Source organism: Paenibacillus sp. FSL H8-0317 (assembly GCF_045040685.1).
GTDB lineage: Bacteria > Bacillota > Bacilli > Paenibacillales > Paenibacillaceae > Paenibacillus.
The window spans coordinates 1,015,363-1,040,432 of record NZ_CP150294.1 but is presented as its reverse complement, the minus strand read 5'-3'; the positions used below and the strand labels follow the sequence as shown (position 1 = coordinate 1,040,432).

Annotated in this window: 20 protein-coding genes and 3 rRNA genes; 5 read left to right on the top strand and 18 right to left on the bottom strand. The window is 45.7% G+C overall.

What is annotated here, in order from left to right:
- Nucleotides 1-136: 136 nt before the first annotated feature.
- The 9 genes from MHB43_RS04795 to MHB43_RS04755 form a co-directional block, all read right to left on the bottom strand.
- Nucleotides 137-619, bottom strand: coding sequence for a hypothetical protein (locus MHB43_RS04795; protein WP_405131459.1), 483 nt, complete (start codon nt 617-619; stop codon nt 137-139).
- Nucleotides 620-946: 327 nt separating this feature from the next.
- The gene (locus tag MHB43_RS04790; RefSeq protein WP_192132572.1) at nt 947-1,603 is read right to left on the bottom strand and encodes a deoxynucleoside kinase; all 657 of its coding nucleotides are present in this window, start codon (nt 1,601-1,603) and stop codon (nt 947-949) included.
- Nucleotides 1,600-2,223 carry a deoxynucleoside kinase gene (locus tag MHB43_RS04785; RefSeq protein WP_339185325.1) on the bottom strand — a complete coding sequence of 208 codons (624 nt, stop codon included), beginning with the start codon at nt 2,221-2,223 and terminating at the stop codon, nt 1,600-1,602. Before MHB43_RS04785 ends, MHB43_RS04790 begins: the two co-directional genes overlap by 4 nt.
- Nucleotides 2,224-2,407: 184 nt before the next feature.
- Nucleotides 2,408-2,524: ribosomal RNA gene (rrf, locus tag MHB43_RS04780) — 5S ribosomal RNA — on the bottom strand.
- A 74-nt stretch (nt 2,525-2,598) separates the two neighbouring features.
- Nucleotides 2,599-5,526: ribosomal RNA gene (locus MHB43_RS04775) — 23S ribosomal RNA — on the bottom strand.
- A 310-nt stretch (nt 5,527-5,836) separates the two neighbouring features.
- Nucleotides 5,837-7,389: ribosomal RNA gene (locus MHB43_RS04770) — 16S ribosomal RNA — on the bottom strand.
- The 16S, 23S and 5S rRNA genes sit together here, the layout of an rRNA operon.
- A 703-nt stretch (nt 7,390-8,092) precedes the next feature.
- A complete protein-coding gene (locus tag MHB43_RS04765) occupies nt 8,093-9,268 on the bottom strand; it encodes a YhgE/Pip domain-containing protein (RefSeq protein ID WP_405131458.1) in 1,176 nt (391 codons plus the stop codon).
- An 80-nt stretch (nt 9,269-9,348) separates the two neighbouring features.
- Nucleotides 9,349-9,780, bottom strand: coding sequence for a MarR family winged helix-turn-helix transcriptional regulator (locus MHB43_RS04760; protein ID WP_405131457.1), 432 nt, complete (start codon nt 9,778-9,780; stop codon nt 9,349-9,351).
- A gap of 165 nt (nt 9,781-9,945) precedes the next feature.
- Nucleotides 9,946-10,113 carry a DUF3934 family protein gene (locus tag MHB43_RS04755; RefSeq protein ID WP_221818794.1) on the bottom strand — a complete coding sequence of 56 codons (168 nt, stop codon included), beginning with the start codon at nt 10,111-10,113 and terminating at the stop codon, nt 9,946-9,948.
- 312 nt (nt 10,114-10,425) lie between these two features.
- On the opposite strand from MHB43_RS04755, the gene licT reads away from it, so the two are divergent.
- The 3 genes from licT (at nt 10,426) to MHB43_RS04740 (ending at nt 14,821) form a co-directional block, all read left to right on the top strand.
- On the top strand, nt 10,426-11,286 hold the full coding sequence (gene licT / locus MHB43_RS04750; protein ID WP_405131456.1) for a BglG family transcription antiterminator LicT: 861 nt from the start codon (nt 10,426-10,428) through the stop codon (nt 11,284-11,286).
- A 184-nt stretch (nt 11,287-11,470) separates the two neighbouring features.
- Nucleotides 11,471-13,369, top strand: a complete 1,899-nt coding sequence (locus tag MHB43_RS04745; protein WP_221818792.1) for a beta-glucoside-specific PTS transporter subunit IIABC — start codon at nt 11,471-11,473, stop codon at nt 13,367-13,369.
- 42 nt (nt 13,370-13,411) lie between these two features.
- A complete protein-coding gene (locus MHB43_RS04740; protein ID WP_405131455.1) occupies nt 13,412-14,821 on the top strand; it encodes a glycoside hydrolase family 1 protein in 1,410 nt (469 codons plus the stop codon).
- 101 nt (nt 14,822-14,922) lie between these two features.
- Here the strand turns inward: MHB43_RS04740 and MHB43_RS04735 are convergent, their stop codons facing one another.
- The 5 genes from MHB43_RS04735 to MHB43_RS04715 form a co-directional block, all read right to left on the bottom strand.
- Nucleotides 14,923-16,143 (bottom strand): MFS transporter, encoded by a 1,221-nt coding sequence (locus MHB43_RS04735; RefSeq protein WP_339182065.1) that lies wholly within the window; start codon nt 16,141-16,143, stop codon nt 14,923-14,925.
- A 32-nt stretch (nt 16,144-16,175) separates the two neighbouring features.
- Nucleotides 16,176-16,775: a TetR/AcrR family transcriptional regulator gene (locus MHB43_RS04730; protein WP_091038948.1), complete on the bottom strand. Its 600-nt coding sequence runs from the start codon at nt 16,773-16,775 to the stop codon at nt 16,176-16,178.
- Between the two features lie 120 nt (nt 16,776-16,895).
- Nucleotides 16,896-18,044 (bottom strand): S1C family serine protease, encoded by a 1,149-nt coding sequence (locus MHB43_RS04725; RefSeq protein ID WP_405131454.1) that lies wholly within the window; start codon nt 18,042-18,044, stop codon nt 16,896-16,898.
- Between the two features lie 14 nt (nt 18,045-18,058).
- On the bottom strand, nt 18,059-19,234 hold the full coding sequence (locus tag MHB43_RS04720; RefSeq protein ID WP_405131452.1) for an FxLYD domain-containing protein: 1,176 nt from the start codon (nt 19,232-19,234) through the stop codon (nt 18,059-18,061).
- 286 nt (nt 19,235-19,520) lie between these two features.
- Complete coding sequence (locus MHB43_RS04715; protein WP_237178160.1) at nt 19,521-19,937, bottom strand: VOC family protein; 417 nt, start codon at nt 19,935-19,937, stop codon at nt 19,521-19,523.
- A gap of 380 nt (nt 19,938-20,317) precedes the next feature.
- On the opposite strand from MHB43_RS04715, the gene MHB43_RS04710 reads away from it, so the two are divergent.
- Nucleotides 20,318-20,806, top strand: coding sequence for an SRPBCC domain-containing protein (locus MHB43_RS04710; protein ID WP_339182056.1), 489 nt, complete (start codon nt 20,318-20,320; stop codon nt 20,804-20,806).
- An 84-nt stretch (nt 20,807-20,890) separates the two neighbouring features.
- On the opposite strand, the gene MHB43_RS04705 is transcribed toward MHB43_RS04710, so the two are convergent.
- The gene (locus MHB43_RS04705; RefSeq protein ID WP_405131450.1) at nt 20,891-22,999 is read right to left on the bottom strand and encodes a penicillin-binding transpeptidase domain-containing protein; all 2,109 of its coding nucleotides are present in this window, start codon (nt 22,997-22,999) and stop codon (nt 20,891-20,893) included.
- A gap of 177 nt (nt 23,000-23,176) precedes the next feature.
- On the opposite strand from MHB43_RS04705, the gene MHB43_RS04700 reads away from it, so the two are divergent.
- On the top strand, nt 23,177-23,581 hold the full coding sequence (locus MHB43_RS04700) for a CBS domain-containing protein (protein ID WP_047840578.1): 405 nt from the start codon (nt 23,177-23,179) through the stop codon (nt 23,579-23,581).
- A 100-nt stretch (nt 23,582-23,681) separates the two neighbouring features.
- On the opposite strand, the gene MHB43_RS04695 is transcribed toward MHB43_RS04700, so the two are convergent.
- From MHB43_RS04695 to MHB43_RS04685, 3 genes are all read right to left on the bottom strand, one after another.
- Complete coding sequence (locus MHB43_RS04695; RefSeq protein ID WP_221818784.1) at nt 23,682-24,122, bottom strand: hypothetical protein; 441 nt, start codon at nt 24,120-24,122, stop codon at nt 23,682-23,684.
- Entirely contained in the window at nt 24,119-24,568 is a 450-nt protein-coding gene (locus MHB43_RS04690; RefSeq protein WP_221818783.1) for a hypothetical protein, read from the bottom strand. Before MHB43_RS04690 ends, MHB43_RS04695 begins: the two co-directional genes overlap by 4 nt.
- Nucleotides 24,569-24,782: 214 nt before the next feature.
- Nucleotides 24,783-24,989, bottom strand: coding sequence for an effector binding domain-containing protein (locus MHB43_RS04685; protein WP_339182050.1), 207 nt, complete (start codon nt 24,987-24,989; stop codon nt 24,783-24,785).
- Nucleotides 24,990-25,070: the final 81 nt, after the last annotated feature.

The following is a 25,070-nucleotide window of genomic DNA, read 5'->3' as shown; positions in this document are numbered from 1 at the left end:
AAAGTAGATGCTTTACTACGTTTCTTCTGCTCCCAGTCCTTCGATATAACCGTTTCACCAGATGCTTAGGATGATGAGTTAAGTTTCGTCTGTCAAACGTTCTTCATTTTGCTACCAAGCGTACACCGCTATCCGATTAAGCTCTTGGTGCGTGATCCGATGAAGATGCATCCGTAGCTAGACTGGTTCTCGCCATACGGCCAGGAATCTGCCATGCAGATACAATCGCAAGCACGATGAATAATAAATCAATCGGTTGACTGAAATAGTCCTGGAAGGTTTCCACAAACGCACTGATCATCTCGCTATCAAACACGAGTTCCATCACGCTTACATCACCAAACAGTTCGGAAGTAAAATAAACCACCGTCAGATATTTACCCAGCAAAATGCCTACGAGAGCAAACAGTACGGCAATAATCTTATGTACTGTCGCAATTCGTTTATTGGAGAACAACACAACTGCGTAGCCCGTGAGCACTCCAATCAAAATCGCAATTAATCCCACCTCATACTCGGTCATTGCAGCAATAGCTGCCCATACGATGCCTCCCAGAATAGCTCCAATTAAGCCACCAATGATCGGCATACCGATTTTAACTCCTTGTTTCTCTTCCACGTTGTCTTTCCCTCCTGAGTCATGCATATGCTTCTTTTCCAGAATTCACCTTTCCTATGAAACCACAAAATGTCCTATTATTCAACATTTTTCTACTTTTGGTGACCATGATTTATATAATAGAAAAGATATATTAAACATCCATTTCCTTATTCACTCGAATATATCCTCTTAGTTTTGTCTACATTCATCTCATCATCATTCCCTTGGCACATAAAAAAACATCCCTCCAACAGCATAATAGCCGTAGAAGGGATGTTATCCATATCTGTATCATAAATATAACCAATGTAACCCAGAAAAATACATTGTAAAACTCGCTCTATCTTACCTTTGCACTTCCTTGGAAGGCTGAATGACAGCTGCAATCTGTGCCAAAATGGCATCCACCGATGCTGGATCATGCACATCATACTCATCAATGTTCAGACGCAGCACAGGGCAAGCCGTAAACTGATCAATCCACACGGAATAGCGCTCGTGCATGTGCTCCCAGTACGAACGATCCGTCTGAATCTCCATCTCACGTCCACGTTCCGTAATACGGTTTAAAATCGAAGGCAGACTGCCTTCCAGATAGATCAGCACATCTGGATGTGGGAAATAAGGTGTCATCACCATCGCTTCAAACAAACTGCTATATGTCTCGAAATCGGTAGCAGACATGGTTCCTTGATCCGCATGCATCTGTGCAAATATGCCTGTATCTTCATAGATGGAACGATCCTGTACGAATCCTCCACCCAGTTCAAAAATCTTCTTCTGTTCCTTGAAGCGCTCTGCCAGGAAATAAATCTGCAGATGGAAGCTCCAACGCTCAAAGTCATGATAGAACTTCTCCAAATATGGATTATGATCAACTTGCTCCAGAGAGGTCTTGAAATTCAAACGCTGTGCAAGTGCAGCTGTTAACGTGGATTTACCCACTCCAACCGTACCTGCTACCGTAATTAATGCATTCGATGGAATGCCATAGTTATTCATATGATATACTCCTTTACCTGATTAACAATCTGCCTGAAGTGCTCAGGATGTTCGACAAAATCGAGTTGCTCCGCATTGACTTTAATGATTACTGGTGGATTTGAGCTATTCGCCAGATGATCCATGCCTGTTTTGTAATCGACGATCAGTTGTTCCATATATGCCGGGTCCATATCCTGCTCAAATGAGCGTCCACGCTTGTTAATGCGGTACATCAACGTATCGAGTTCAGCTTCAATATAGAGCACCAGATTGGGCTTTGGCAGATCATCTGTTAACAGATGATAGATTTGACGATATTTATCCCGTTTCGTTCCCTTTAAGGTACGATCGGCAAAAATCATATTTTTATAGATATGATAGTCTGAAATGACTGGGGTATTCTGCTCTACATAATGAGCGCCCGTGTCTTCCAGTTGTTTAAACCGATTACACAGAAAAAACATTTCCAATTGGAAACTCCACTCGTCGATATCCTGATAAAAGGAAGCCAGAAATGGATTCTCTTCTACGATTTCTTTAACTAACGGAAGATTCAATTCATGGGAAAGCATCGTTGCCAGCGTTGTTTTCCCCGCTCCGATCGGACCTTCCACAGCAATAAACGGGGCTGATTTCATCGTGTTCACTGTTCCTCCTCGTACTTATGCGTGTTTCCGTTTTCTATATAGACCTCACCTATTGTATCACAGCTTTAAGGATTGGAACGCCAGTATTTTATGTATATAACAAGTCTAATCGGAACTAAAAATTACATTCAAATAAAAAAGACACACTCGATATCATCAAGTGTGTCTTCCTATTGCTTGGCGGCGTCCTACTCTCCCAGGACCCTGCGGTCCAAGTACCATCGGCGCTAGAGGGCTTAACGGTCGTGTTCGGGATGGGTACGTGTGGAACCCCTCCGCCATCGCCACCAAACGCGTAGCTTACATTTCAGAGATCGTTCTCTGAAAACTAGATTCGAAACGAAACACGCGAATTATCACTTGCTATTGGATAAGCCCTCGACCGATTAGTACTGGTCAGCTCCATGCATTGCTGCACTTCCACCCCCAGCCTATCTACCTCGTCGTCTTCAAGGGGTCTTACATACTGGGAAATCTCATCTTGAGGGGGGCTTCACGCTTAGATGCTTTCAGCGTTTATCCCGTCCGTACATAGCTACCCAGCGGTGCTCCTGGCGGAACAACTGGTACACCAGCGGTACGTCCATCCCGGTCCTCTCGTACTAAGGACAGCTCCTCTCAAATTTCCTACGCCCACGACAGATAGGGACCGAACTGTCTCACGACGTTCTGAACCCAGCTCGCGTACCGCTTTAATGGGCGAACAGCCCAACCCTTGGGACCTACTTCAGCCCCAGGATGCGATGAGCCGACATCGAGGTGCCAAACCTCCCCGTCGATGTGGACTCTTGGGGGAGATAAGCCTGTTATCCCCAGGGTAGCTTTTATCCGTTGAGCGATGGCCCTTCCATGCGGTACCACCGGATCACTAAGCCCGACTTTCGTCCCTGCTCGACTTGTAGGTCTCGCAGTCAAGCTCCCTTATGCCTTTGCACTCTTCGAATGATTTCCAACCATTCTGAGGGAACCTTTGGGCGCCTCCGTTACTCTTTAGGAGGCGACCGCCCCAGTCAAACTGCCCACCTGACACTGTCCCCGCACCGGATTACGGTACCAGGTTAGAACCTAGATACGATCAGGGTGGTATCCCAACGTTGCCTCCACAGAAGCTGGCGCTCCTGCTTCAAAGGCTCCCACCTATCCTGTACAGATCGTACCCAAATTCAATATCAAGCTGCAGTAAAGCTCCATGGGGTCTTTCCGTCTTGTCGCGGGTAACCTGCATCTTCACAGGTATTAAAATTTCACCGGATCTCTCGTTGAGACAGCGCCCAAGTCGTTACGCCATTCGTGCGGGTCAGAATTTACCTGACAAGGAATTTCGCTACCTTAGGACCGTTATAGTTACGGCCGCCGTTTACTGGGGCTTCGGTTCACAGCTTCGGGATTGCTCCCTAACCACTCCCCTTAACCTTCCAGCACCGGGCAGGCGTCAGCCCGTATACTTCGCCTTACGGCTTCGCACAGACCTGTGTTTTTGCTAAACAGTCGCTTGGGCCTTTTCACTGCGGCCCCCTCGTGCTATTCACACTACCGGGGCACCCCTTCTCCCGAAGTTACGGGGTCATTTTGCCGAGTTCCTTAACGAGAGTTCTTCCGCGCGCCTTAGAATACTCTTCTCGCCTACCTGTGTCGGTTTGCGGTACGGGCACCATCACCTGGCTAGAGGCTTTTCTTGGCAGTGTGAGATCATGACCTTCGCTACTATAATTTTCGCTCCCCATCACAGCTCAGCCTTACAATGTGCGGATTTGCCTACACATCAGCCTCACTGCTTAGACGGACATCCATCAGTCCGCGTCACTACCCTACTGCGTCCCCCCATTGCTCATAACGGCTTACGGTGGTACAGGAATTTCGACCTGTTGTCCTTCGACTACGCCTTTCGGCCTCGCCTTAGGTCCCGACTTACCCTGAGCGGACGAGCCTTCCTCAGGAACCCTTAGGCTTTCGGCGGATCAGATTCTCACTGATCTTTTCGTTACTCATACCGGCATTCTCACTTGTATAATGTCCAGCGCTCCTTACGGTACACCTTCAACCCTTATACAACGCTCCCCTACCCCTGATGCAAAGCATCAAGCCATAGCTTCGGTGGTGTGTTTAGCCCCGTTACATTTTCGGCGCAGAGTCACTCGACCAGTGAGCTATTACGCACTCTTTCAATGATGGCTGCTTCTAAGCCAACATCCTGGTTGTCTGTGCAACTCCACATCCTTTCCCACTTAACACACACTTGGGGACCTTAGCTGATGGTCTGGGCTGTTTCCCTTTTGACAATGGATCTTAGCACTCACTGTCTGACTCCCGGAAGTAAGTCTATGGCATTCGGAGTTTGACTGAGCTTGGTAACCCTTGCGGGCCCCGCACCCAATCAGTGCTCTACCTCCACGACTCTGTTTTCCGAGGCTAGCCCTAAAGCTATTTCGGGGAGAACCAGCTATCTCCGAGTTCGATTGGAATTTCTCCGCTACCCCCACCTCATCCCCGCATTTTTCAACATGCGTGGGTTCGGGCCTCCAGTGCGTGTTACCGCACCTTCACCCTGGACAGGGGTAGATCACCCGGTTTCGGGTCTACGTCCACGTACTAAGTCGCCCTATTCAGACTCGCTTTCGCTGCGGCTCCGGCTCTTCACCTTAACCTTGCACGGGAACGTAACTCGCCGGTTCATTCTACAAAAGGCACGCCATCACCCCTAAAACGGGCTCTGACTTTTTGTAAGCACACGGTTTCAGGTTCTATTTCACTCCCCTTCCGGGGTGCTTTTCACCTTTCCCTCACGGTACTGCTTCACTATCGGTCGCTAGGAAGTATTTAGCCTTGGCAGATGGTCCTGCCGGATTCATACGGGGTTTCACGTGCCCCGCACTACTCGGGATCCGTCTCGGAGGGAACAGACTTTCAACTACAGGGCTTTTACCTTCTTTGGCGGGCCTTTCCAGACCTCTTCGCTTAACCGGTTCCTTTGTAACTCCATGTGAGACGTCCCACAACCCCAAAGAGCAAGCTCTTTGGTTTGGGCTTCTCCGCGTTCGCTCGCCGCTACTGACGGAATCACTATTGTTTTCTCTTCCTCAGGGTACTTAGATGTTTCAGTTCCCCTGGTATGCCTCTACATAACCTATGTATTCAGTTATGAGTAACTGGAAATTACCCCAGCTGGGTTTCCCCATTCGGACACCCCCGGATCAAAGCTTGCTTACAGCTCCCCGAGGCAGTTTCGTTGTTCGCCACGTCCTTCATCGGCTCCTAGCGCCTAGGCATCCTCCGTGTGCTCTTAGTAGCTTAACCATTTTGTTCCGGTTTTGACTGCTCGCTTCCCTTGTTTTGCTTGCGCAAAGCCAAAATTCACTCCCATTCAATACCATCACAAAAGCAATTTAACTACCGTTTTTATTTAAACTTGTTTAACACAAGTTCAGCTAAAAAGGAATGTTCTAATTCGCGTTTGTTTCGTTTCGATATCTAGTTTTCAAAGAACAAGCTCCATGCAAAAGCAAGCTGTTTGAGAGTTTGAGCTCTCAAAACTGAGCAACGAGTGAGTGTTTTGCAGCTAAGCTGCGTATTTGAATGTTTCCACTCGGGAAACGATTCTCCATAGAAAGGAGGTGATCCAGCCGCACCTTCCGATACGGCTACCTTGTTACGACTTCACCCCAATCATCTATCCCACCTTCGGCGGCTGGCTCCTTGCGGTTACCCCACCGACTTCGGGTGTTATAAACTCTCGTGGTGTGACGGGCGGTGTGTACAAGACCCGGGAACGTATTCACCGCGGCATGCTGATCCGCGATTACTAGCAATTCCGACTTCATGCAGGCGAGTTGCAGCCTGCAATCCGAACTGAGACCGGCTTTGTTGGGATTGGCTCCATCTCGCGATTTCGCAGCCCGTTGTACCGGCCATTGTAGTACGTGTGTAGCCCAGGTCATAAGGGGCATGATGATTTGACGTCATCCCCACCTTCCTCCGGTTTGTCACCGGCAGTCTATCTAGAGTGCCCACCCGAAGTGCTGGCAACTAAATATAAGGGTTGCGCTCGTTGCGGGACTTAACCCAACATCTCACGACACGAGCTGACGACAACCATGCACCACCTGTCTTGAATGTTCCGAAGAAAAGGTACATCTCTGCACCGGTCATTCAGATGTCAAGACCTGGTAAGGTTCTTCGCGTTGCTTCGAATTAAACCACATACTCCACTGCTTGTGCGGGTCCCCGTCAATTCCTTTGAGTTTCAGTCTTGCGACCGTACTCCCCAGGCGGAGTGCTTAATGTGTTAACTTCGGCACCAAGGGTATCGAAACCCCTAACACCTAGCACTCATCGTTTACGGCGTGGACTACCAGGGTATCTAATCCTGTTTGCTCCCCACGCTTTCGCGCCTCAGCGTCAGTTACAGCCCAGAGAGTCGCCTTCGCCACTGGTGTTCCTCCACATATCTACGCATTTCACCGCTACACGTGGAATTCCACTCTCCTCTTCTGCACTCAAGTCACCCAGTTTCCAGTGCGATCCGGGGTTGAGCCCCGGGATTAAACACCAGACTTAAATGACCGCCTGCGCGCGCTTTACGCCCAATAATTCCGGACAACGCTTGCCCCCTACGTATTACCGCGGCTGCTGGCACGTAGTTAGCCGGGGCTTTCTTCTCAGGTACCGTCACCTTGAGAGCAGTTACTCTCCCAAGCGTTCTTCCCTGGCAACAGAGCTTTACGATCCGAAAACCTTCATCACTCACGCGGCATTGCTCCGTCAGGCTTTCGCCCATTGCGGAAGATTCCCTACTGCTGCCTCCCGTAGGAGTCTGGGCCGTGTCTCAGTCCCAGTGTGGCCGATCACCCTCTCAGGTCGGCTACGCATCGTCGCCTTGGTGAGCCGTTACCTCACCAACTAGCTAATGCGCCGCAGGCCCATCCCCAAGTGACAGATTGCTCCGTCTTTCCAGTTTCCTTCAGGCGAAGAAAACAATTATTCGGTATTAGCTACCGTTTCCGGTAGTTGTCCCAAACTTGAGGGCAGGTTGCCTACGTGTTACTCACCCGTCCGCCGCTAACTATCAGAGAAGCAAGCTTCTCTTCAAGTCCGCTCGACTTGCATGTATTAGGCATGCCGCCAGCGTTCGTCCTGAGCCAGGATCAAACTCTCCAATAAAGTATTGAAAAGAGCGATAAGCTCATTTTGAATCTGACGAGATTAAAAATCTCATTTGTGCTCCAGTCGATTCAAGCCAAGGCTTGTTTCAAACTTTCGCGTTCATTCTGCAAGCAGAATGTTTACTCACTCGTTGTTCAGTTTTCAAAGATCAAACTTGTTTCGTTACCGAATGTCGTTCTCTTCAGCAACTCTTATATAATATCATGTCCGAACCAACTTTGCAAGCTCTTTTTTTAAGTTTCTTTCGAAGCTTAATTCATTCGCTTGCCGCACCAGTGTTAAACCGTGTTTTCTTGGCCTGACTAATAATATATCACGTATAGATTTTAATTACAATACTTTATTTAATAAAATTCATTTACTACAAATCAACTACCTCCACTGCGTTGCTCTCCTCTATCTCAGTGTAAAGTTTATTATAGTTTAAATGACATTCTTTCCATTCATAACATCACAATACATGTCTAATTGATTTTAAAATTATTAGCCTACATCTCCTCTGATATATTTTAGCTTCATTAATATGCTCAATTTACGTTCTCCTTTTCTCAAGGTCATGCAAGATTACTGGAGCACTGTAAGTTACCACGAGTATAAGTAGAAGTATTATAGAAGATAAACAAAAAAAGTGATGCACGCATATAACTATACCTGAACCACTTTCTTGTGTGTTATTAACATTATATATAGAAGGAAACTCTTAATGTTGTGCCTGTGCTGATGCTGGAGGCGTCATCGCCATTTGTCCATTACCTGCTTTTTGCATGCCAACTCTCAGCAACGTAATTCCCCACGTTATAATCGAGATCAACAGAAGATGAACCATGTATCCACCCACTGCTTCTCCACTATAGATCAAACGCATAAATCCCTGTACCCCATTGGAAGCGGGTAGAAAGTTTCCAATATAACGGTAGAATGGCGCCAGCATCTCGGCTGGAATGATATTTCCTGCTGTCATCAACTGGAGCGGAACCATTGCTACATTAAATAGAGGGCCTGCATTACCAAACAGGGCAAAACTCATTTGTGTAAAACAGATACAAGCCAGACTCACCAGCACATGATACAGATACAAAGCGCCGAAGGAGCTCGAAACATCCGTGAACTGAAGAGCTACTGTGTCCACAATCAGAGGAACGATCACTGCTATACATAATAACAACATTTGCCGTCCCCAGAAGATTTCCCATTTGGAATGGTTACGCTTCATGATATTCGATGTAATATTGAACTGAATATTCATGGTCATTGAAGCAATGTAGGTGATAAAACCCAGAATCATGGGCAGCATCGATGTTGCAAAATCACTTACGCTGTTCGTTTTATTAATTTCAGCCTTCACAGGCCCTTCATTCATCTTTGCCATCGCTTGTCCAATAGCTGCACTCAGTTCATCGCTGTTTATACTATCATTATTGAGTGTCACTTGAACCTTGGATTCCAGAATCCCTTGTCCCATTTGTGCAGTCATTCCAGTCGCCGCGTGTTCCACAATGGATTTGGCTACATCGGCATTTCCTTGATTAATATAGAAGGACAAACTCGTCTCTGTACCGCCTTCAATCTGGTCAGTGAATCCTTCCGGAATAACAATAACCATCGCATAGTTACCTGCATTCATCTGTTGCTCAGCTTCCTCGGCAGAACCCAGTACATTGACATGGAAAGGCGCGAGCGTTTCAATCTGCTTCTGCACCTCAGTTCCCTGTGTCCCATCTTCGTTCACCAGAGCAACTTGAAGTTGATCCACTCTCTCCGTGGCTTGATGATAACCCGTCATCCAGATCACAACAAATAACAGCGGAACAACCAATGCAAAAACCAACCCTATTTTTGTCTGTGGCACTTTAAGAAAATCTTTGAAGCTTTTCATTCGTTCACGACTCCCGTTAGTTAAAATTAAAATAATTGCACTACATATATATGCACATGCACATATTTGGCCAAAAAAATTTATTTCATTTTTTCATAGATGCGATTCATCACATTCATGAATACTTCGAGCTCTTCAGGGGAACATTCGGCGAGTGTCACTTGCTCTTGCTGTTTTGCCTTTGGTGTCAAAATGTTATTCATTTCCATTCCTTCCGCCGTCAAACAAAGCAAAACCGCTCTGCGGTCCTGTGGATCTTCTTCTCTTGTCACCAGACCTTTACGAATCAACTTGTCTATAATTTTGCCTACCGTTGTCTGGTCCCGCACTGTTAATTCGGCCAGTTTTTTCTGTGATATATGGCTTCCCGCCTTGCTCAATTCATTCAGAACTGCAAATTGTTCCGGAGTAATATCCTGTTCACTCAGATTTCTGGTTGTTGTTTTTTTATATGCCAGATACGTCCGTGAAAGAATCAGTCCAAGTGAATTTTCATCCATATTAACAGGCATGCTGATGCTCCTTTCTCTATATAGTAGCACTACCATCTAATTTGCGTAAGCTCTATATTATTACCATATTTACACTACTGTCAATTTAATTTTTTATCTTTTCAAGCAAAAAGAGACCCACCCGTTAGTCAGGCAGCTCTCTCCTCTGGCATCGTCAAGCCATACTTACTCGGGCTTGCCACTTGAATTTTCGGTATCGTCCTTCTTCTTTGTACCTTTACTTTTATAAGGCTTCGGTGCACTTTTCGCCCGGTTAGCAGCGGCTTGCCAACGGTTCCAGCCTTTTTTCCCCGTACCACGGCCGGTGCCGCCTTTTCCTTTTGCATTGCTCATGTTATCACTCCAATAATCCTGTATATGCTTAAAAATGACCGTCCTCGGTAACTTATTATGCAACCCAGCCCATCTAATTCACTTCCAGCATTTCTTATTATACCAAAAATCCACGTCTTTACGTCCATTTCCAGAAATCATTGTATTGTTATTCTGTTATGAAAGCGGTATAGTGGACATAATTGAAAGAGGAAGCTGCGTCTTCTTCGGGATTGTTACTGGTAAGCAGGCGATACCCAAACCAAGGCTGTCTATTAAGCCTTAGTTTGGGTTTTTTGTTATTATTACGACCAATTGAGGTGAAACACATATATGATCATCCGTCAGATTTTTAACAACAATGTCATCCGGGCTGAGAACCAGGTTGGTCACGAATTTGTTGTCATTGGCAACGGTCTTGGCTTCAAAAAGAAAAACGGACAGCCTGTGGATGAGGATAAAATCGAAAAAACCTTTGTGCTGAAATCGGATAAAATACCGCAAAAACTAATTGATCTGATTGGGGAAACATCGGTTGAATATTTGAAGTTGGCAGACGAAATTGTGGGCCATGCCAAACAGGAAATGGGCGATATTTTTAGTGATAATATCTATATATCATTGATCGATCATATTCAGTTTGCTATTACCCGGTACCGTAAATCCGTCGGGCTGAAGAATTCTCTTTTGTGGCAGATCAAGAAGTTTTACAAGAAGGAGTTTGGAATTGGCATGAACGCTGTGGAACTGATCCAGGAACAATTCGGCATCCAAATGGATGAACATGAGGCCAGCTTTATTGCCATGCATTTTGTAAACGCTCGTCAAGATGCTCAAGGCATGAAACAAACCGTTGAAATTACGGAAGTTATTGATGATATCTTCAACATTGTGACCAACCATTACCACATCGCCCTGGATGAAAATTCATTTAATTATTCCCGGTTTATTACCCATCTTCAATATTTTGTGCAGAGAATGTTGAGTAATGAACAGGAGCAATTTGCTTCAGGAGATAACTTTCTGTATGAGCAAGTGAAAGACAAATATAGCAAGGCTTTTCAGTGCACCCAATTAATCAATCAGTACCTTGAGGACAAGTTTGAAAGTGCCATGTCCATTGATGAAAAGGTGTATTTGACGATCCATATTCAACGGGTCACTTCTCGTAACGAGTTAGTGGACACAGAATAAATAAAGCTTGCAAACGATTTCGGCGTCATATATAGTAGGTCTCACAACTTAACGACAAGGATTGTTACTGCTCAAGCAGGCGATACCTAAATGATTGGCAACAGGTCATCTTTCCGATGATCATAGCCATTCGTTTAGGTATTTTTTTGTTTTCAGGCAATCTTAACAACAAAGGAGAATGAACATGGATCATAAAAAAATGGGGGATGACATCGTTCGTCTCGTCGGCGGAGAAGCCAATATCAATGGTCTTGTCCACTGTGCAACCCGGCTGAGATTCGACCTGAAAGATTCGAAAAAGGCCGAACGCGAAACGTTGGAAAAACACGATGGTATTATTACCGTTGTCGAAAGCGGCGGCCAGTTCCAAGTGGTCATCGGTAGTAACGTGGCTCATGTATATGCGGAGATTATGAAAAACCGGGATTTCGGAGGAGACTCCTCCTCAACGACTGAGTCCACAGGGGAAAAAACCTCGCTATTATCCAAAGTTTTTGAAATTATATCCGGAAGTTTCTCGCCGTTAATCCCGGCCATGGCAGGATCAGGTATGCTAAAAGCTTTGCTGACTGTCCTGACCATGCTTGGATGGATGTCTGATACAAGTGACACATACCTGATTTTATCCGCTGCCGGCAACGCTGTATTTTATTTCTTGCCCATCTTCCTTGGGATTACACTGGGTATGAAGCTGAAAGCAAATCCTTATGTAGCTGGCGTAATTGGTGCCGCTCTGATGGAACCGAGCTTCACCAGGCTGATGGATAAGGGCTCAGATGTATCGTTCCTGGGTATACCAGTCGTGATGATGAATTATTCAGCCAGCGTATTCCCAATCTTCATATCGATTAGTATCTACGCTGTTCTGGATAAGTTACTCAAGAAAATCATTTTGAAAGACCTGCAATTGTTCCTTGTACCAATGATTGCTTTGATGATTATGGTTCCTCTGTCCGCAATGGCCTTTGGACCATTTGGCACCACGGTAGGTGACTGGATCTCCTCCGGCGTAACTTGGCTCATTGGTGTCAGCGGTATATTATCAGGGGTTGTACTCGGTGGATTCATGACCTTCATGGTTGTCTTTGGACTCCACTGGGGCTTTACTCCAATCACGATACAGAATATCGGGGTTGGCGGCGATCCGATTGAAGCCATGGCTGCTGCAGCTGTATTTGCACAAATCGGTGTAGCCTTCGGTATTTTCCTAAAAGCCAAAAAGAACAAAACCCTGCGCACTCTTGCTGGTTCAACCAGCCTTACAGGTTTACTTGCAGGAGTCACTGAACCAATTGTATACGGTTTGATCCTGCGTTATAAACGTGTGATTCCTATCGTGGTTATCGCAGGTGCGATCGGCGGTGCCATCAATGGTCACTTTGGTGTTAAAATGACTGCTTATGTGTTCCACAATATATTTGCCATTCCTGTCTATACACCAACGGTTGTCTACGTAATTGCGATTGCCTGCTCCTTTGCGGTAGCAGCAGTACTAACGGTGATGTTTGGTTATGAAAGCAAAACGAAAGACACAGCTTCCGAGAAAAATGAATCTGTCTCCAGCACATCGGCTGAAAGTACGCCGGTAGAGCTTCCTGTCGTACCTGAGACCAAAACAACGGAGATCAAGAAAGAACAAATTTATAGCCCACTTACAGGTAAAGCCTTAGCACTGAGTACCATTAACGACCCAGCCTTTTCAACTGGTGCTATGGGCAAAGGTTTGGCGATTGTCCCTGAGATTGGTGAAGTTGTCGCTCCGGTAGATGGTGTTGTCACTTCCCTCTTCCCGACTGGACATGCCATTGGATTAACAACTAACGCAGGAACGGAAATTCTGATTCATATTGGCATCAATACAGTAGCGCTAAAGGGAAAATACTTCTCTCCTGTCGTTCAGGAAGGGGATATCGTCAGACAGGGCGATCTGTTAATCCGGTTTGACATCGATAAGATCAAGGAAGCCGGATACGAAACCGTAACCCCTGTCATTGTTACTCTTACGCAGCAAGAAGTGGATGTGTTCGAAACAACTCAAGAACATGTACAGAAAAATGATGTCCTTTTGACTCTCGTTGTCTGACACAACTTATATTATACGAATTCAACTTAGGAGGAACTAACCATGAAACATACTCAACTGAAACCATTTCCTAAAGATTTTTTCTGGGGAGGTTCAACCTCTGCCTATCAGATTGAGGGAGCCTGGAATGAAGATGGTAAAGGCCCTTCTGTTATCGACATGGGCAACCATGTGGAAGGTGTGACCGACTTCAAGGTAACCAGTGATCACTATCATATGTACAAAGAAGACGTGGCGTTGCTGGCTGAAATGGGCTTCAAAGCCTACCGTTTCTCCATCGCATGGACACGCATCTATCCGCAAGGAGCGGGTGAAGTAAATCCGAAGGGGCTCGCGTTTTACGATTCTCTCATTAATGAGTTAATTAAATACGGTATTGAACCCATAGTGACGATGTATCACTTCGATCTTCCTTATGCACTTGAAGAAAAAGGCGGCTGGTCCAACCGTGCAACGATTGATGCTTTTGAACAATATGCCAAGACCCTTTATGAGAACTACGGAGACCGGGTTAAATATTGGTTGACCATTAACGAACAAAATATGCTGATCCTGCATCCTGGCTCTCTGGGTACACTGGATACAACACTTGTTGATCCGCAAAAAACACTGTATCAGCAAAATCACCACATGCTGGTTGCTCAAGCTAAAGCGATGGTCCTGTGTCATGAAATGCTGCCTGAAGCCAAGATTGGCCCAGCTCCTAATATCGGTGTAATTTACCCGGCTAGCTCCAAACCAGAAGACACACTCGCGGCTGATAACTATGCTGCCATTCGTAACTGGCTCTATCTCGATATGGCAGTATATGGACGTTATAATCATATTGCCTGGAGTTATCTCGAAGAGAAAGGATATACGCCTGTCATTGAAGACGGAGATATGGATATCCTGGCTCAAGGGAACCCTGACTTTATTGCGTTTAATTACTACACTTCCCAGACGGTTGGTGAAAGTCTGAACGATGGCAATGACTTCTCTCATACAGGAGATCAGCATGAAATCGTAGGTGAACCGGGCGCATATAGAGGATCTGTGAATCCCAATCTGCAAAAAACAGAGTTTGGCTGGGAAATTGATCCGGTGGGCTTCCGCTCTACCCTTCGCCAGATCTACTCCCGTTATCACCTGCCATTGATTGTTACGGAAAATGGTCTGGGTGCCTTTGATAAACTGGAGGAAGGTGACGTGGTTAACGATCCGTATCGCATTGAATTCTTCAATAAACATATCGAACAGATTCAACTGGCGATTACGGACGGCGTGGATGTGTTTGGCTTCTGCCCTTGGTCTGCGATCGATCTGGTGAGTACACATCAAGGGTCAAGCAAACGTTATGGATTCATCTATGTGGATCGTGAGGAATTCGATATCAAGAAACTGAGACGTATCCGCAAACAGAGTTTCCACTGGTATCAAAAACTGATTGAAACGAATGGGCAAATCCGTTAATACACGCACTAATAAAAAAGTCGACTGCACATGAAACATGTGTAGTCGACTTTTTTGGTGTTGATGCATTGATATGGAAGCTTTATTTTCCAATTATAAAATTACATTTCAGCCTTCGGTTGTTTTACCGTTTTGACCCCTCTGAGTACCCGCAGGGATAACAGGAAACAGATTGCTAGAACGGCAGCTGCCGAAACGTAAGGATAATTAATATTCACATCAAATAGTGCTCCAGCTACGATTGGACCTGCGATATTCCCCAAACTTGTGTAGGCCGAGTTCAGTCCGGCCACAAAGCCCTGTTGTTCTTGTGCCAATTTGGACATCTGTGTACTGATCGCCGGACGTAAGATATCCATTCCCAAGAAGACGATAAAAGTTACAACAAGAATGAGCCAGTACGTATGCACAAACAAAGTCAACAGTACAAATACCGCTACGAATAACAGACAGACCGAAATGACCATCTTTTCACCAAACCGGTTGAGCAACCAACCGATCAATGATACTTGCACAACCGCACCCGCAATGGAACCAAATGTAATAATGAATGCAATATCTTTCGTCGTGAAACCAAACTTGTGATCCACAAACAGTGAAAATACTGTCTCATAGTTCGCCAGACCAAATGCCATAACAAACACAATGATCAAGCTGAAAAAGTATGGCTCACGGTACGAATTCAACAATTGGGCTACCATACCCGGAGCTTTGACTTTCACTGCGCCAGCGACAGGTTTACTTTGCTCTCCTGTGCTTCGTGCCGATTCAGGCAAGATAATCATTGTAATGATCGCTGCCAATAAACCGGCAACCCCTGCGGCGTAGAACGGAATTCGAATGCCAAAGTCCGCAATGTATCCACCAATTCCCGGACCGATGATAAATCCAGTTGTAATGGCTGCATTAATCAAGCCCATACCTTTACCGCGTTCTTCCTCTGTTGTAATATCTGCGGTATAAGCCATAACCGCCGGGAAGATCATCGCCGCACCAATACCGCCTAACATGCGGGCTGCGAAGAGCAAGACTGGTGCATTGACCGCACCAAACATAAACTCCGATACAGCAAAGATCAGCATGCCGCCGACTATAATTTTCTTACGTCCCCATGTATCCGACCAACGACCCGCAAGCGGGGAGAACAGAAACTGGGTGAAGGAAAATGCCGCTACCAGCAATCCAACCGTGAATCCGGTGATATGCAGTAGATCCATATACGCAGGCATGATCGGTACAACCAGACCAATACCCGTAAAAACGAGAAAAATATTAAACATTAACAGCAGCAGTGCGCCCCTGTTCCGTGTTAGTAATGCCATGATTCCATCCTCCGTAGTTGTCAAAATGTTGCTTAAGCTTTATCTTTTGCAATCCCGTGCAAGAATACACTAGCGGCCTGGCGGTATAACGCAAGAGCCTGATCAGGCTCCATCCCCCGTGACATCTGACTAAGGCCAATAATGGTACTTTCCAATATGAGCGCGAGATGATCTACATTGTCTGCTTTGAACTCACCGCTCTCAATGCCTTGCTCTATCATTTGTTTATTAAATTGAATATGCCGCTCAAACATTAAGGAGATCCGCTCCTCAATATCATTTTCTTTCTTTTCCCCTGTGAAGAACTCATCAGCTGCCTTCGTCAGCGGGTGATTCATATCATCCATGACGAGTTGTTCCGCCAAACCATAAATTTTCTCCGTGGAGGTGCGATAGAGATGTTCTTTGGCCGCCCAGCTCTCTTCCCACTCCCGGTCCCACTCATCGATTAGATAAAGGAACAGACCTTCCTTACTTTTAAAATGGTAATATATATTGCCTTTGCTGCTGCCCGTCGCAGCTACAATATCCTCAATGGACGTTGCTTTATAACCTTTTTGTACAAAAAGGGCTTTGGAAGCATCCGCAAGTTTCTTCTTGGTCTGCTCAGTCTGTAGTTGTTTTTTATTCATATTCATTCCATTTCACTCCGTCCCATCCATACTGAACATTCGTTCTGTATTTTAACAGATGCACCCAATATAAGCAATGAAAAAGGAGAATTGGCACGCATGCCTACTCTCCCTCCACAATCATTTCACTTTTTTACCTTTACCATGCAATATTTTCAGTTGACCATTTTCATAACCCAACTGATACTCGACCCGATATTGCGATAGTATATATTCCCCATCTTTGCGTTCATTTGCTTTAATCATTGCCTTCACTTCCATCTCGTCATCGCCTTTATTAACTGAGGATACCTCACTGATGGTCACCTCACTTGTATTCAGATATCCTTCTCTGAACTTGGCATATGTTGTAGCACTCTGCCACTCGCTTCCGAGCAGTGCATAAGCGGTGACATAATCACTCAGATTAAGACTTGCATAAAAGTCCGTTACAATTCCTTCTGCTTGCAATGTCTTAGTGGCTGAACCCAAGTGAGTATCTCCAGCCGTCCGCACCGACGTTGTGCCAGAAGGATTTTTGGACCATGCCTGAACCTGCTTGAGCACACTAGTCATAGGAATACTGAATCCTATTCCCCCCTCCTGTTCCACGACCGCCGAATTAATGCCGATCACTTCACCAGTCTCCGCACTAATGAGTGGTCCACCACTGTTGCCATGGGTTATTGGTGCCGAGATCTGATAGAGGTTACTATAGATGTAAGGCGCTATTTCAAAGCTACGCCCCAACCCACTGATGATTCCGGTTGTTACGGTGTTCTCTAGCCCAAGTGGACTACCCAATGCCAGAATCTCGTCTCCGGTCTCAGCTTTGGATTTGGCGATGATTAACGGCTTAACTTTTTTCAAATCAGGAACCCTGACCACAGCTACGTCTGTTTCATCCCCAATACCAATAACCGTCCCCTTATATTCCTCATGGTTCAAGGTCCGAATAGTTACTTCATTCGCCCCCTCCACCACATGTGCATTGGTCACGACATCTCCCTGATCATTGTAGAGAAAACCGGAGCCCAGTCCGCTGTTACTCTCGATCGTTACGACTTTCTTCTGACTTTCTTCTATAATCTGTTTGCGTGTCTTCTTCACAGGTTGCTTGGAGGCAGTCGTGGCTGCCGCATTTTCCGTTTCCTTCGCGGCAACAACTGCCAGTCTGGGCCCATCCTGCAACTGATCTGCTGAATGCTGGTGTATCCAGAACACGCCCCCTGCTCCAGCACCAATGATAATAGCACTGGATATGATCATACTCCATGTTCGTTTGGTCATTCCAACCTGTCCTCCTATTCGAGATACCACGTTGCATTCACAACAGAGATTTCCGCTTCCTCGTACACACCATAATAATAGGTTTCAAAAAAACCTTCTTCCCCCACATCCAGCCATCTTGGATACACATCTGCATAAGTTTGGCCCAGATATATACCGTCTATATTATAAATATCAATCAACACTGTAATGGAAGAGATCGGACGAGTTGCATTATTGATCAATGAACCGCTAATATAAAGATCCCCGTACATATCAAGCGTCGCATCAACGTTCACGACACTTACTGCCGCCGTTCGATTCATCAGATCTTCTTCTGCAGCCTGTTGCTCCGCCAGTTGAATCCGATCCGCTTCCGCTTTTTCAAATGCCTTTTTTTCACTGAGCACCCGTTCACGATACGAAGTCAGTTTTTCATTTTCCGGCGCATAGGACAATCCCTGGTCGACCGTTTGTAACGCAATTGTGAAATTCTTTTGCTTTACCTGCTGTTCCGCCTCTTTATAACTTATGCTTGCGAGCTTGTCGACAATTTGCTTCTCTACTGTCTCAGCTTCCTTGCCTTTCAAGTCTGATATGGTGTCCAACTTCTCGGCTAGTGCCTCAATTGTTGTCAAACTGTCGATTTCCTTTTTCACCTTCAATACGGCCAGTGTTACCTTTCTGTTGTTTAATACCGCACGCACTTTGGCAAAAACAGGTTCTTCTCGCTCCATCAACGCTTTGACTACAGCCTGAATGGCCTTGTCTCCTGCGGACAGCTTTCCTGTCTTCAGACTTGTGGACGCCTCATCCAACTGGTTCATCAAGTTGAACGCCTTCGCCGTAATTTGCCGATCCTGTATAAGTGCATCATAGTTCGGTCGTTTCGTTAGAGCGCTGTCCAGCAGTTGGAGAGCCTCTTTATATTTCCCCTCTAGTGCAGCCTGTTCCGCCTGTTGGTGCAGTGATTTAACCTCTGCATTTATACCTGTTTCCTGCTTGTAATAATACGTTAGCAAAGCTCCTACAACTACTGCCAGAAGTATGGGAATAATCCAGCTAAATGCAAGGCCTTGACCCGTATTTCCCTGTTTGGAAGCTGGTTGCTGCTGACGGGACAACGAATCAATTGCTTTTTGCGTTCCTTTATCCAAGTCAATGGCTGTTTCTGCCCAGATCTGTTCCTCTGTAGAGCTTGTTTCTTTCAATTTGGTTCTACACTTTCTGCACGTGTTATCCGCCGGACTGTTTTTGGTCCCACATACATGACAATACACCCTGATCCCTCCACTTAAGAACATATGTATACTTCGCTTTCCCGGGGTTCGCCTATCGCATCAATTGCTAAAAAACACCAACATGAATCGATAATTATCATATAGCAAAAAGGAATATTACACCATATGTTCTGTAGATATCATGTTTAAACGAGTCATACTGGATGCAAAAAAACCTTCCTATTAATCTAGGAAGGCTCTAGTTATTTTCATTTTATTACTCCGAAGGAAAAGCGCTGAGATCCATATAGGAAACTTCCCACAGGTGATCATCCAGATCCTGAAAACTCCATCCATACATGAATCCGTGATCTTGTGGTTCGTTGGATGGCTTCGCTCCTGCATCGAGGGCAGCTTGTACAATCACATCTACCTGCTCACGGCTATCTACAGACAGGGCAACGATAACTTCGGTTGTATCGGCAGCATTGGAGATTTTTTTCGAAATGAAGGATTGGAAGCGTTCCTCCACCAGAAGCATGGCATAAATATTTTCCCCGATGATCATACAAGTAGCAGACTCGTCCGTAAAATTGGCGTCAAACTCAAATCCCACCTTGGTAAAAAACTCAACGGATTTCTTCAAATCTTGAACAGGTAAATTGACAAAAATCTGCTTAGCACGAATAGCCACCATGGATCACCTCGAACTCATAGAATAGATTCCACCTCAAAATAACACCTCGCGTATACGCTGTCAATTGAATATAATTAATGATATTCCAACTTGTGAGGTGACATGGATGTTGCTCCGAATGGTTCGAAGTAATTAGTCGTCGGGCTGGGTCAAAACGCGTACCAGCTATCAAGGGATACGTCTGTCCAATTTGATCCTATTCGCCCATGCACCCATCATTCCTGATTTCGGAAAGGTAGACACTGACTTCGAGCGATTCCAGCAGTTGGTGAAAGAACATCACGACGAAAAGGGCATTCGTACCAACTCGGCACGCTTTATGATTACTGCAAGGAAATAATGGCGAACTTTATCCTAAACCTATTGGAGGAAACACAATGTCAAATCAAGTTGAAATCTCTTATCGTTTCAATGCTCCACGTGAACTTGTGTTTAAGGCATTTACCGAATCAGAACATCTGCAGAACTGGTGGGGCCCAAAAGGTTGGACATTTACTGTTGCTAACTCAGATTTTCGTTCTGGCGGTGTCTTTCATTACAACCAGAAACCTGATGATGGCGACACCATGTGGGTTAAATTTGTGTACAGTGAGATTATTTCATCAGAGAAAATCGTGTACACCAGTTTCTTTTCTGATGAGAAAGGTGACACAGTCCGTGCGCCCTTTGACGAAAGCTGGCCTATGAAAACCCTGAATACTGTGCTGTTCAGCGAGTACGAAGGTGTAACAACCATTAAAATGATTGTTGCACCTGTATCTCCAACTGAGGAAGAAAATCAAACTTTTGAGGCTTCAAAAGAGATGGTACACACCGGATTTACTGGAACATTCCATCAATTAACCGAATACCTATCAAAGATATAAACCGTTTGATATAGCCTCAGACAAAAAAACACCGTCACCGGTGTTTTTTGTTATTTACAACTTCACTTTGTTTCTTCGCACACTTTATTCGTCTGCAAAGTTTACTTTATCCGCAATCTCCAACTTTTCCAAAAAAGGCTTCAATTTATCCACGACATAGTGGCTTCCACCTCGGCCGTTCACCTCTTCAATTACAGCGGATAACAGGAAGGTCGGAGAGTCGGTATCAAATACTACGAAAAATCCATTTTCCTGCCCCTTCTCTCCCTTCTTTGCTTTCAGTTCCGCTGTTCCCGTCTTGCCCGCGAGTCCTCCAGGTATTGAATTCAAGGTATGGGCGGTGCCTCCCTGCCGGGAAACAACTTCTCCCAAAGCATCCTTAACCGTATTTGCGGCTTCCGGAGTAATGATTACCTCAGGGTCAGTGCTTTCTTTTCCCTCGATCAGAACAGGTTTCACTAGTTTCCCTTCATTAATAAAAGGTGTAAATGACGACGCCAGATGAATCGGGGACATTAACATCTCCCCTTGCCCGTAGGACGTATCCGCGAGTAACACCTCAGACGACAGATCCAGATGTGCTTCGTTGGCATATTGGCTTGGCTTCAGATACAGTTCATCCAATCCAAAGTTATCGCCAAAACCAAACTTCTGGATCCCATCAATAAACTTGGCGCTTCCCATCTCGATCGCTTCCATGGCAAAGTAAATATTGTCCGAGTATACTAGTGCATCGACCATGTTAACCGGGGATAAGCTCTTCACACGCTTGACATAATAACCGCCCCAACTATCGTCTTTCCGCCATTGCAAGCCAGAGATATCATGGGTTTTGTCCGCTGTGGTCACCTTCTCCATCAGTCCCGCTGCGGCTGTAATCGCTTTGAAAGTTGATCCTGGTGCATACCGGGTAGTGACTCTGTTGATAAAAGGAAGCTTCTCATTCGCCGAATAAGCATCCCACTCTGCCTGAGTAAGTCCTGTAACCATCTTGTTCGGGTTATAGGAAGGCGCACTGACCAACGCTAACAGGTTGCCGTCCGTCGGATTCATCAGAACCATCGCACCGGCGTCTCCACCGTTGGATAATGTCTGATATAATTTCTTTTGTTGTTTGGAGCTAATCGTCAGTTGAACATTCTGTCCATCTACAGCATCCTTGCGAATAAGCTCAGAACGGGAGTTACCGGATTCATCTGTGATTTCAATCAGACCTCCACGCTCACCACGCAGCTGCTTCTCCATGGACTGCTCCAAACCTGCTTTCCCGATCCAATCCTCGGCGCGATAATACCCTTCCGTATCCTTATCCAGATCTTCCTTGGTGGCTTTGCGCACATAACCAATCAGGTGCGCAGCCGCCTCGCCGAGTGGATAATAGCGGATTTCCTTGCTTTGCATCGTAACCCCGCTTAAAGATTCTGGTACGTCAAACTCCTCCGTTGAACCAATCGGGACAAAATACTCCGGCTTCACCCATGTCTGCGCAAGCGCCTTATGAATGGCATCTTCCGAAACCTGATAATGGTTCGCAATTCGCGCAATCATCTGGTCCGGGTTATCACCAAGTTTCTCAGGTACAATGCCCCATTCATTCATCGTGCCCTTGGTAGCGAGCGGCAAACCATCACGATCCACAATGTCTCCACGATCCGGGAACAGTGTCCTCACTCGTACCTTACTGCCCTTAACCATGTCATTCAGGATCAGCGAAGGCTGCCAGTTAATTTGCCAGTTTTTCCCTCCGTCCTCAAGCTCTTGTCGGACCAGTTTCAATGTATGCGTCTCACTGACTTCACCCAAAAAAGTTGTCAGTTGCAGGTTGTAATCCACCTCATACGTATCCGGGTTTTGTTTCTCTGTATCGGTCTTACTGCCATCGGAAGCAGTTTCGGCAACATCCACAGGTTTAACCTCCGCCTTGACGGTGGATACTTCCATACCCGAATAGATCGCATTGTATTTCTCAACAAATTGTTCCTTGTTCATGCCCGACTCTTGCAGCGAAGCAGGTGTCATCAAGGTGTACAACTGGTCAAATTCTTTTTTTTGCAGATGCTCTATGTACTGATTCACGGTAGTCTGGGGTTTGGCCTCTGCTTCTTTGTTGTTCTGCATGTATAGATACATTCCGATTCCACCTGCAAACAAGATGGGCAGCAGTCCGTACATTAATTTACGTTTGGATTTCATGGTTACATCACCTCTAATATACACTATAGATTTCCAGAGCCATTTAAACAATGAAACAAATCTGACGAATTTATCATTAAAAATAGCCGAAAGCTCACATAATATGTTTAAATAAGGAGAGTGAGATTACATACTAAAGCTTTTTTGCTATGCAAAAGGCTGAAAAGGAGCCCGATGATGGAAATCAGCTATTTTTTACTCCCCAAAGCCGAAGTGGCCTATATCAAGTCTACCGCTTCCATGAAAGATGCTATTGAGCAATTGGAATCGCAACACTACACCGCCATTCCCGTGATTGACCAGGATGGAAAATATGTTGCTACCCTGTCCGAAGGCGATTTGTTATGGAAAATGCGAAATACACCCGGATTGACTTTTGATACGATGGATCAGGTTCAGGTCCATGAGATTAACAATCGGGTATATAATGAATGTGTATTCATTGAGGCTGAAATGGAGGATATGCTGACACTTGCAGCAGACCAAAATTTTGTGCCCGTGGTGGATGTCGATCGTGTCTTCCTCGGTATTATCCGTCGTAAGGATATTATTGAATACTATACGCGTAACATTTCGGATTAGATGAAGCCAAACATCCCGTAATAATCGAAAGGGTACTCCAGTGGTGATATTTTGGCCAAACCGGGGTACCCTTTTTGTACATGGTATGGTCGGAATCACTCTACTTGCGCTTAGCCCGCTCTTCAATGTAATAACTCAACACGTCCCTCGGGCTTCCCTGAAATGCACGCTCTCTGCCGAACTCATACGCCTGATGCAAATACGAATACGCCTCGTTATGCTGTTCAAGTCTCATGCAGATCATGCCGAGATCGATCAACGGACTCGTATTTCTATCCGAACTCCGCGTACTTAACGATATCTCAGCCCACGGCTTCGCCAGTTCATACTGCTTCAGATCGATATGTGCATTCGCATGGCAGGATGCGATCCAGCTTGCAATCTCCCATTCCATCTTCGGCTCGGGCAACATGTCCCATGCCTGATCATAATAGATAAGTGCTTGTTCATGCTGCTGCGTCTCATCCAGTACATTACCGGCTTCTACCGTTTCTACAATTTGTCGCTCCAGTTCGGCATGTTCCGGTGTTAGATCTTTCATTGCACCGTCTCCTCCTCCAGGACGAAATACCACTCCAGAAAAGCATTGAAATCAGCCCACTGCGGCTCACTCTCGCCATTAAGAAACCGTTCGATCGATTCGCCCAGTTCCACCAGCACCACTTCTCCAGTCTGACGGTTGTAGAAAAATCCACCCTCACCTTCAAAACTGTCCAGTGGAATATACGCCTCGGGAAGTCCCAGTGTAAGCTGTGCTACATTCATGTCTTCCATATATACGGTGTTCTCCATAAACCAGCAGATCTGATACAACTCCTGATGCCTGCTGTAAAAAGTCGGACCATCCTCTGCATGTAAATAAAATTGTGCGAACTCCGACTGAAAGTCGATCTCCAGCTTTTGCAATGCTTCTTCGTATGCTGCTGGAACATCTTCATGCCACCAGCCTTGCTCCTGGCAATGTTCAATCACTTTATTGGATAACATCGTAGGCCTCCTAATTCAATTTTGCTCATAATACATGTTCAAAAAGAGCGGTTTTCAGTACCAAGAAGATGGGATGACGGTAGAAATGGAGTAGCGGAGCGTAGGGAAACTACGTGAGCAACGGACAGTTCGGCTGAATGCCATATTCGATGCTGATGATGCCTCCAGGCATCCTTCGTAATCAAAAGCGGACTTTTTGAACAACTACAGGTATTCAGACTTGGGGAGGTGTGCCGTGACCTCTATACACTTCAAGTTCCGGAATCCCTGCATGCTTATATGTAGTGGAAGGAAACCACTCTGCCATAATATGGTGCCACAACCGTTGTATCGCCTCTGGCTTTAATTCATCCGCTTCAAATACAACCCAATGGGACGCGGGAAGTTCGATGGACACCAAACCTTCACAGATTCTCACCATCCACACAAGATAATGTTCGTTTGATTCCCACAAAGGTAAGGGACTGTTGTTCGATCACCTTATCATTCACATTCATTAGAT

Coding starts and splice junctions, on each gene's coding strand:
- MHB43_RS04790 (WP_192132572.1), bottom strand. CDS start 1,603: ATGAATAACTATGGCATTCCATCGAATGCATTAATTACGGTAGCAGGT.
- MHB43_RS04785 (WP_339185325.1), bottom strand. CDS start 2,223: ATGAAATCAGCCCCGTTTATTGCTGTGGAAGGTCCGATCGGAGCGGGG.
- MHB43_RS04765 (WP_405131458.1), bottom strand. CDS start 9,268: ATGAAAAGCTTCAAAGATTTTCTTAAAGTGCCACAGACAAAAATAGGG.
- MHB43_RS04760 (WP_405131457.1), bottom strand. CDS start 9,780: ATGCCTGTTAATATGGATGAAAATTCACTTGGACTGATTCTTTCACGG.
- MHB43_RS04755 (WP_221818794.1), bottom strand. CDS start 10,113: ATGAGCAATGCAAAAGGAAAAGGCGGCACCGGCCGTGGTACGGGGAAA.
- licT (WP_405131456.1), top strand. CDS start 10,426: ATGATCATCCGTCAGATTTTTAACAACAATGTCATCCGGGCTGAGAAC.
- MHB43_RS04745 (WP_221818792.1), top strand. CDS start 11,471: ATGGATCATAAAAAAATGGGGGATGACATCGTTCGTCTCGTCGGCGGA.
- MHB43_RS04740 (WP_405131455.1), top strand. CDS start 13,412: ATGAAACATACTCAACTGAAACCATTTCCTAAAGATTTTTTCTGGGGA.
- MHB43_RS04735 (WP_339182065.1), bottom strand. CDS start 16,143: ATGGCATTACTAACACGGAACAGGGGCGCACTGCTGCTGTTAATGTTT.
- MHB43_RS04730 (WP_091038948.1), bottom strand. CDS start 16,775: ATGAATAAAAAACAACTACAGACTGAGCAGACCAAGAAGAAACTTGCG.
- MHB43_RS04725 (WP_405131454.1), bottom strand. CDS start 18,044: ATGACCAAACGAACATGGAGTATGATCATATCCAGTGCTATTATCATT.
- MHB43_RS04710 (WP_339182056.1), top strand. CDS start 20,318: ATGTCAAATCAAGTTGAAATCTCTTATCGTTTCAATGCTCCACGTGAA.
- MHB43_RS04705 (WP_405131450.1), bottom strand. CDS start 22,999: ATGAAATCCAAACGTAAATTAATGTACGGACTGCTGCCCATCTTGTTT.
- MHB43_RS04700 (WP_047840578.1), top strand. CDS start 23,177: ATGGAAATCAGCTATTTTTTACTCCCCAAAGCCGAAGTGGCCTATATC.
- MHB43_RS04695 (WP_221818784.1), bottom strand. CDS start 24,122: ATGAAAGATCTAACACCGGAACATGCCGAACTGGAGCGACAAATTGTA.
- MHB43_RS04690 (WP_221818783.1), bottom strand. CDS start 24,568: ATGTTATCCAATAAAGTGATTGAACATTGCCAGGAGCAAGGCTGGTGG.
- MHB43_RS04685 (WP_339182050.1), bottom strand. CDS start 24,989: ATGGTGAGAATCTGTGAAGGTTTGGTGTCCATCGAACTTCCCGCGTCC.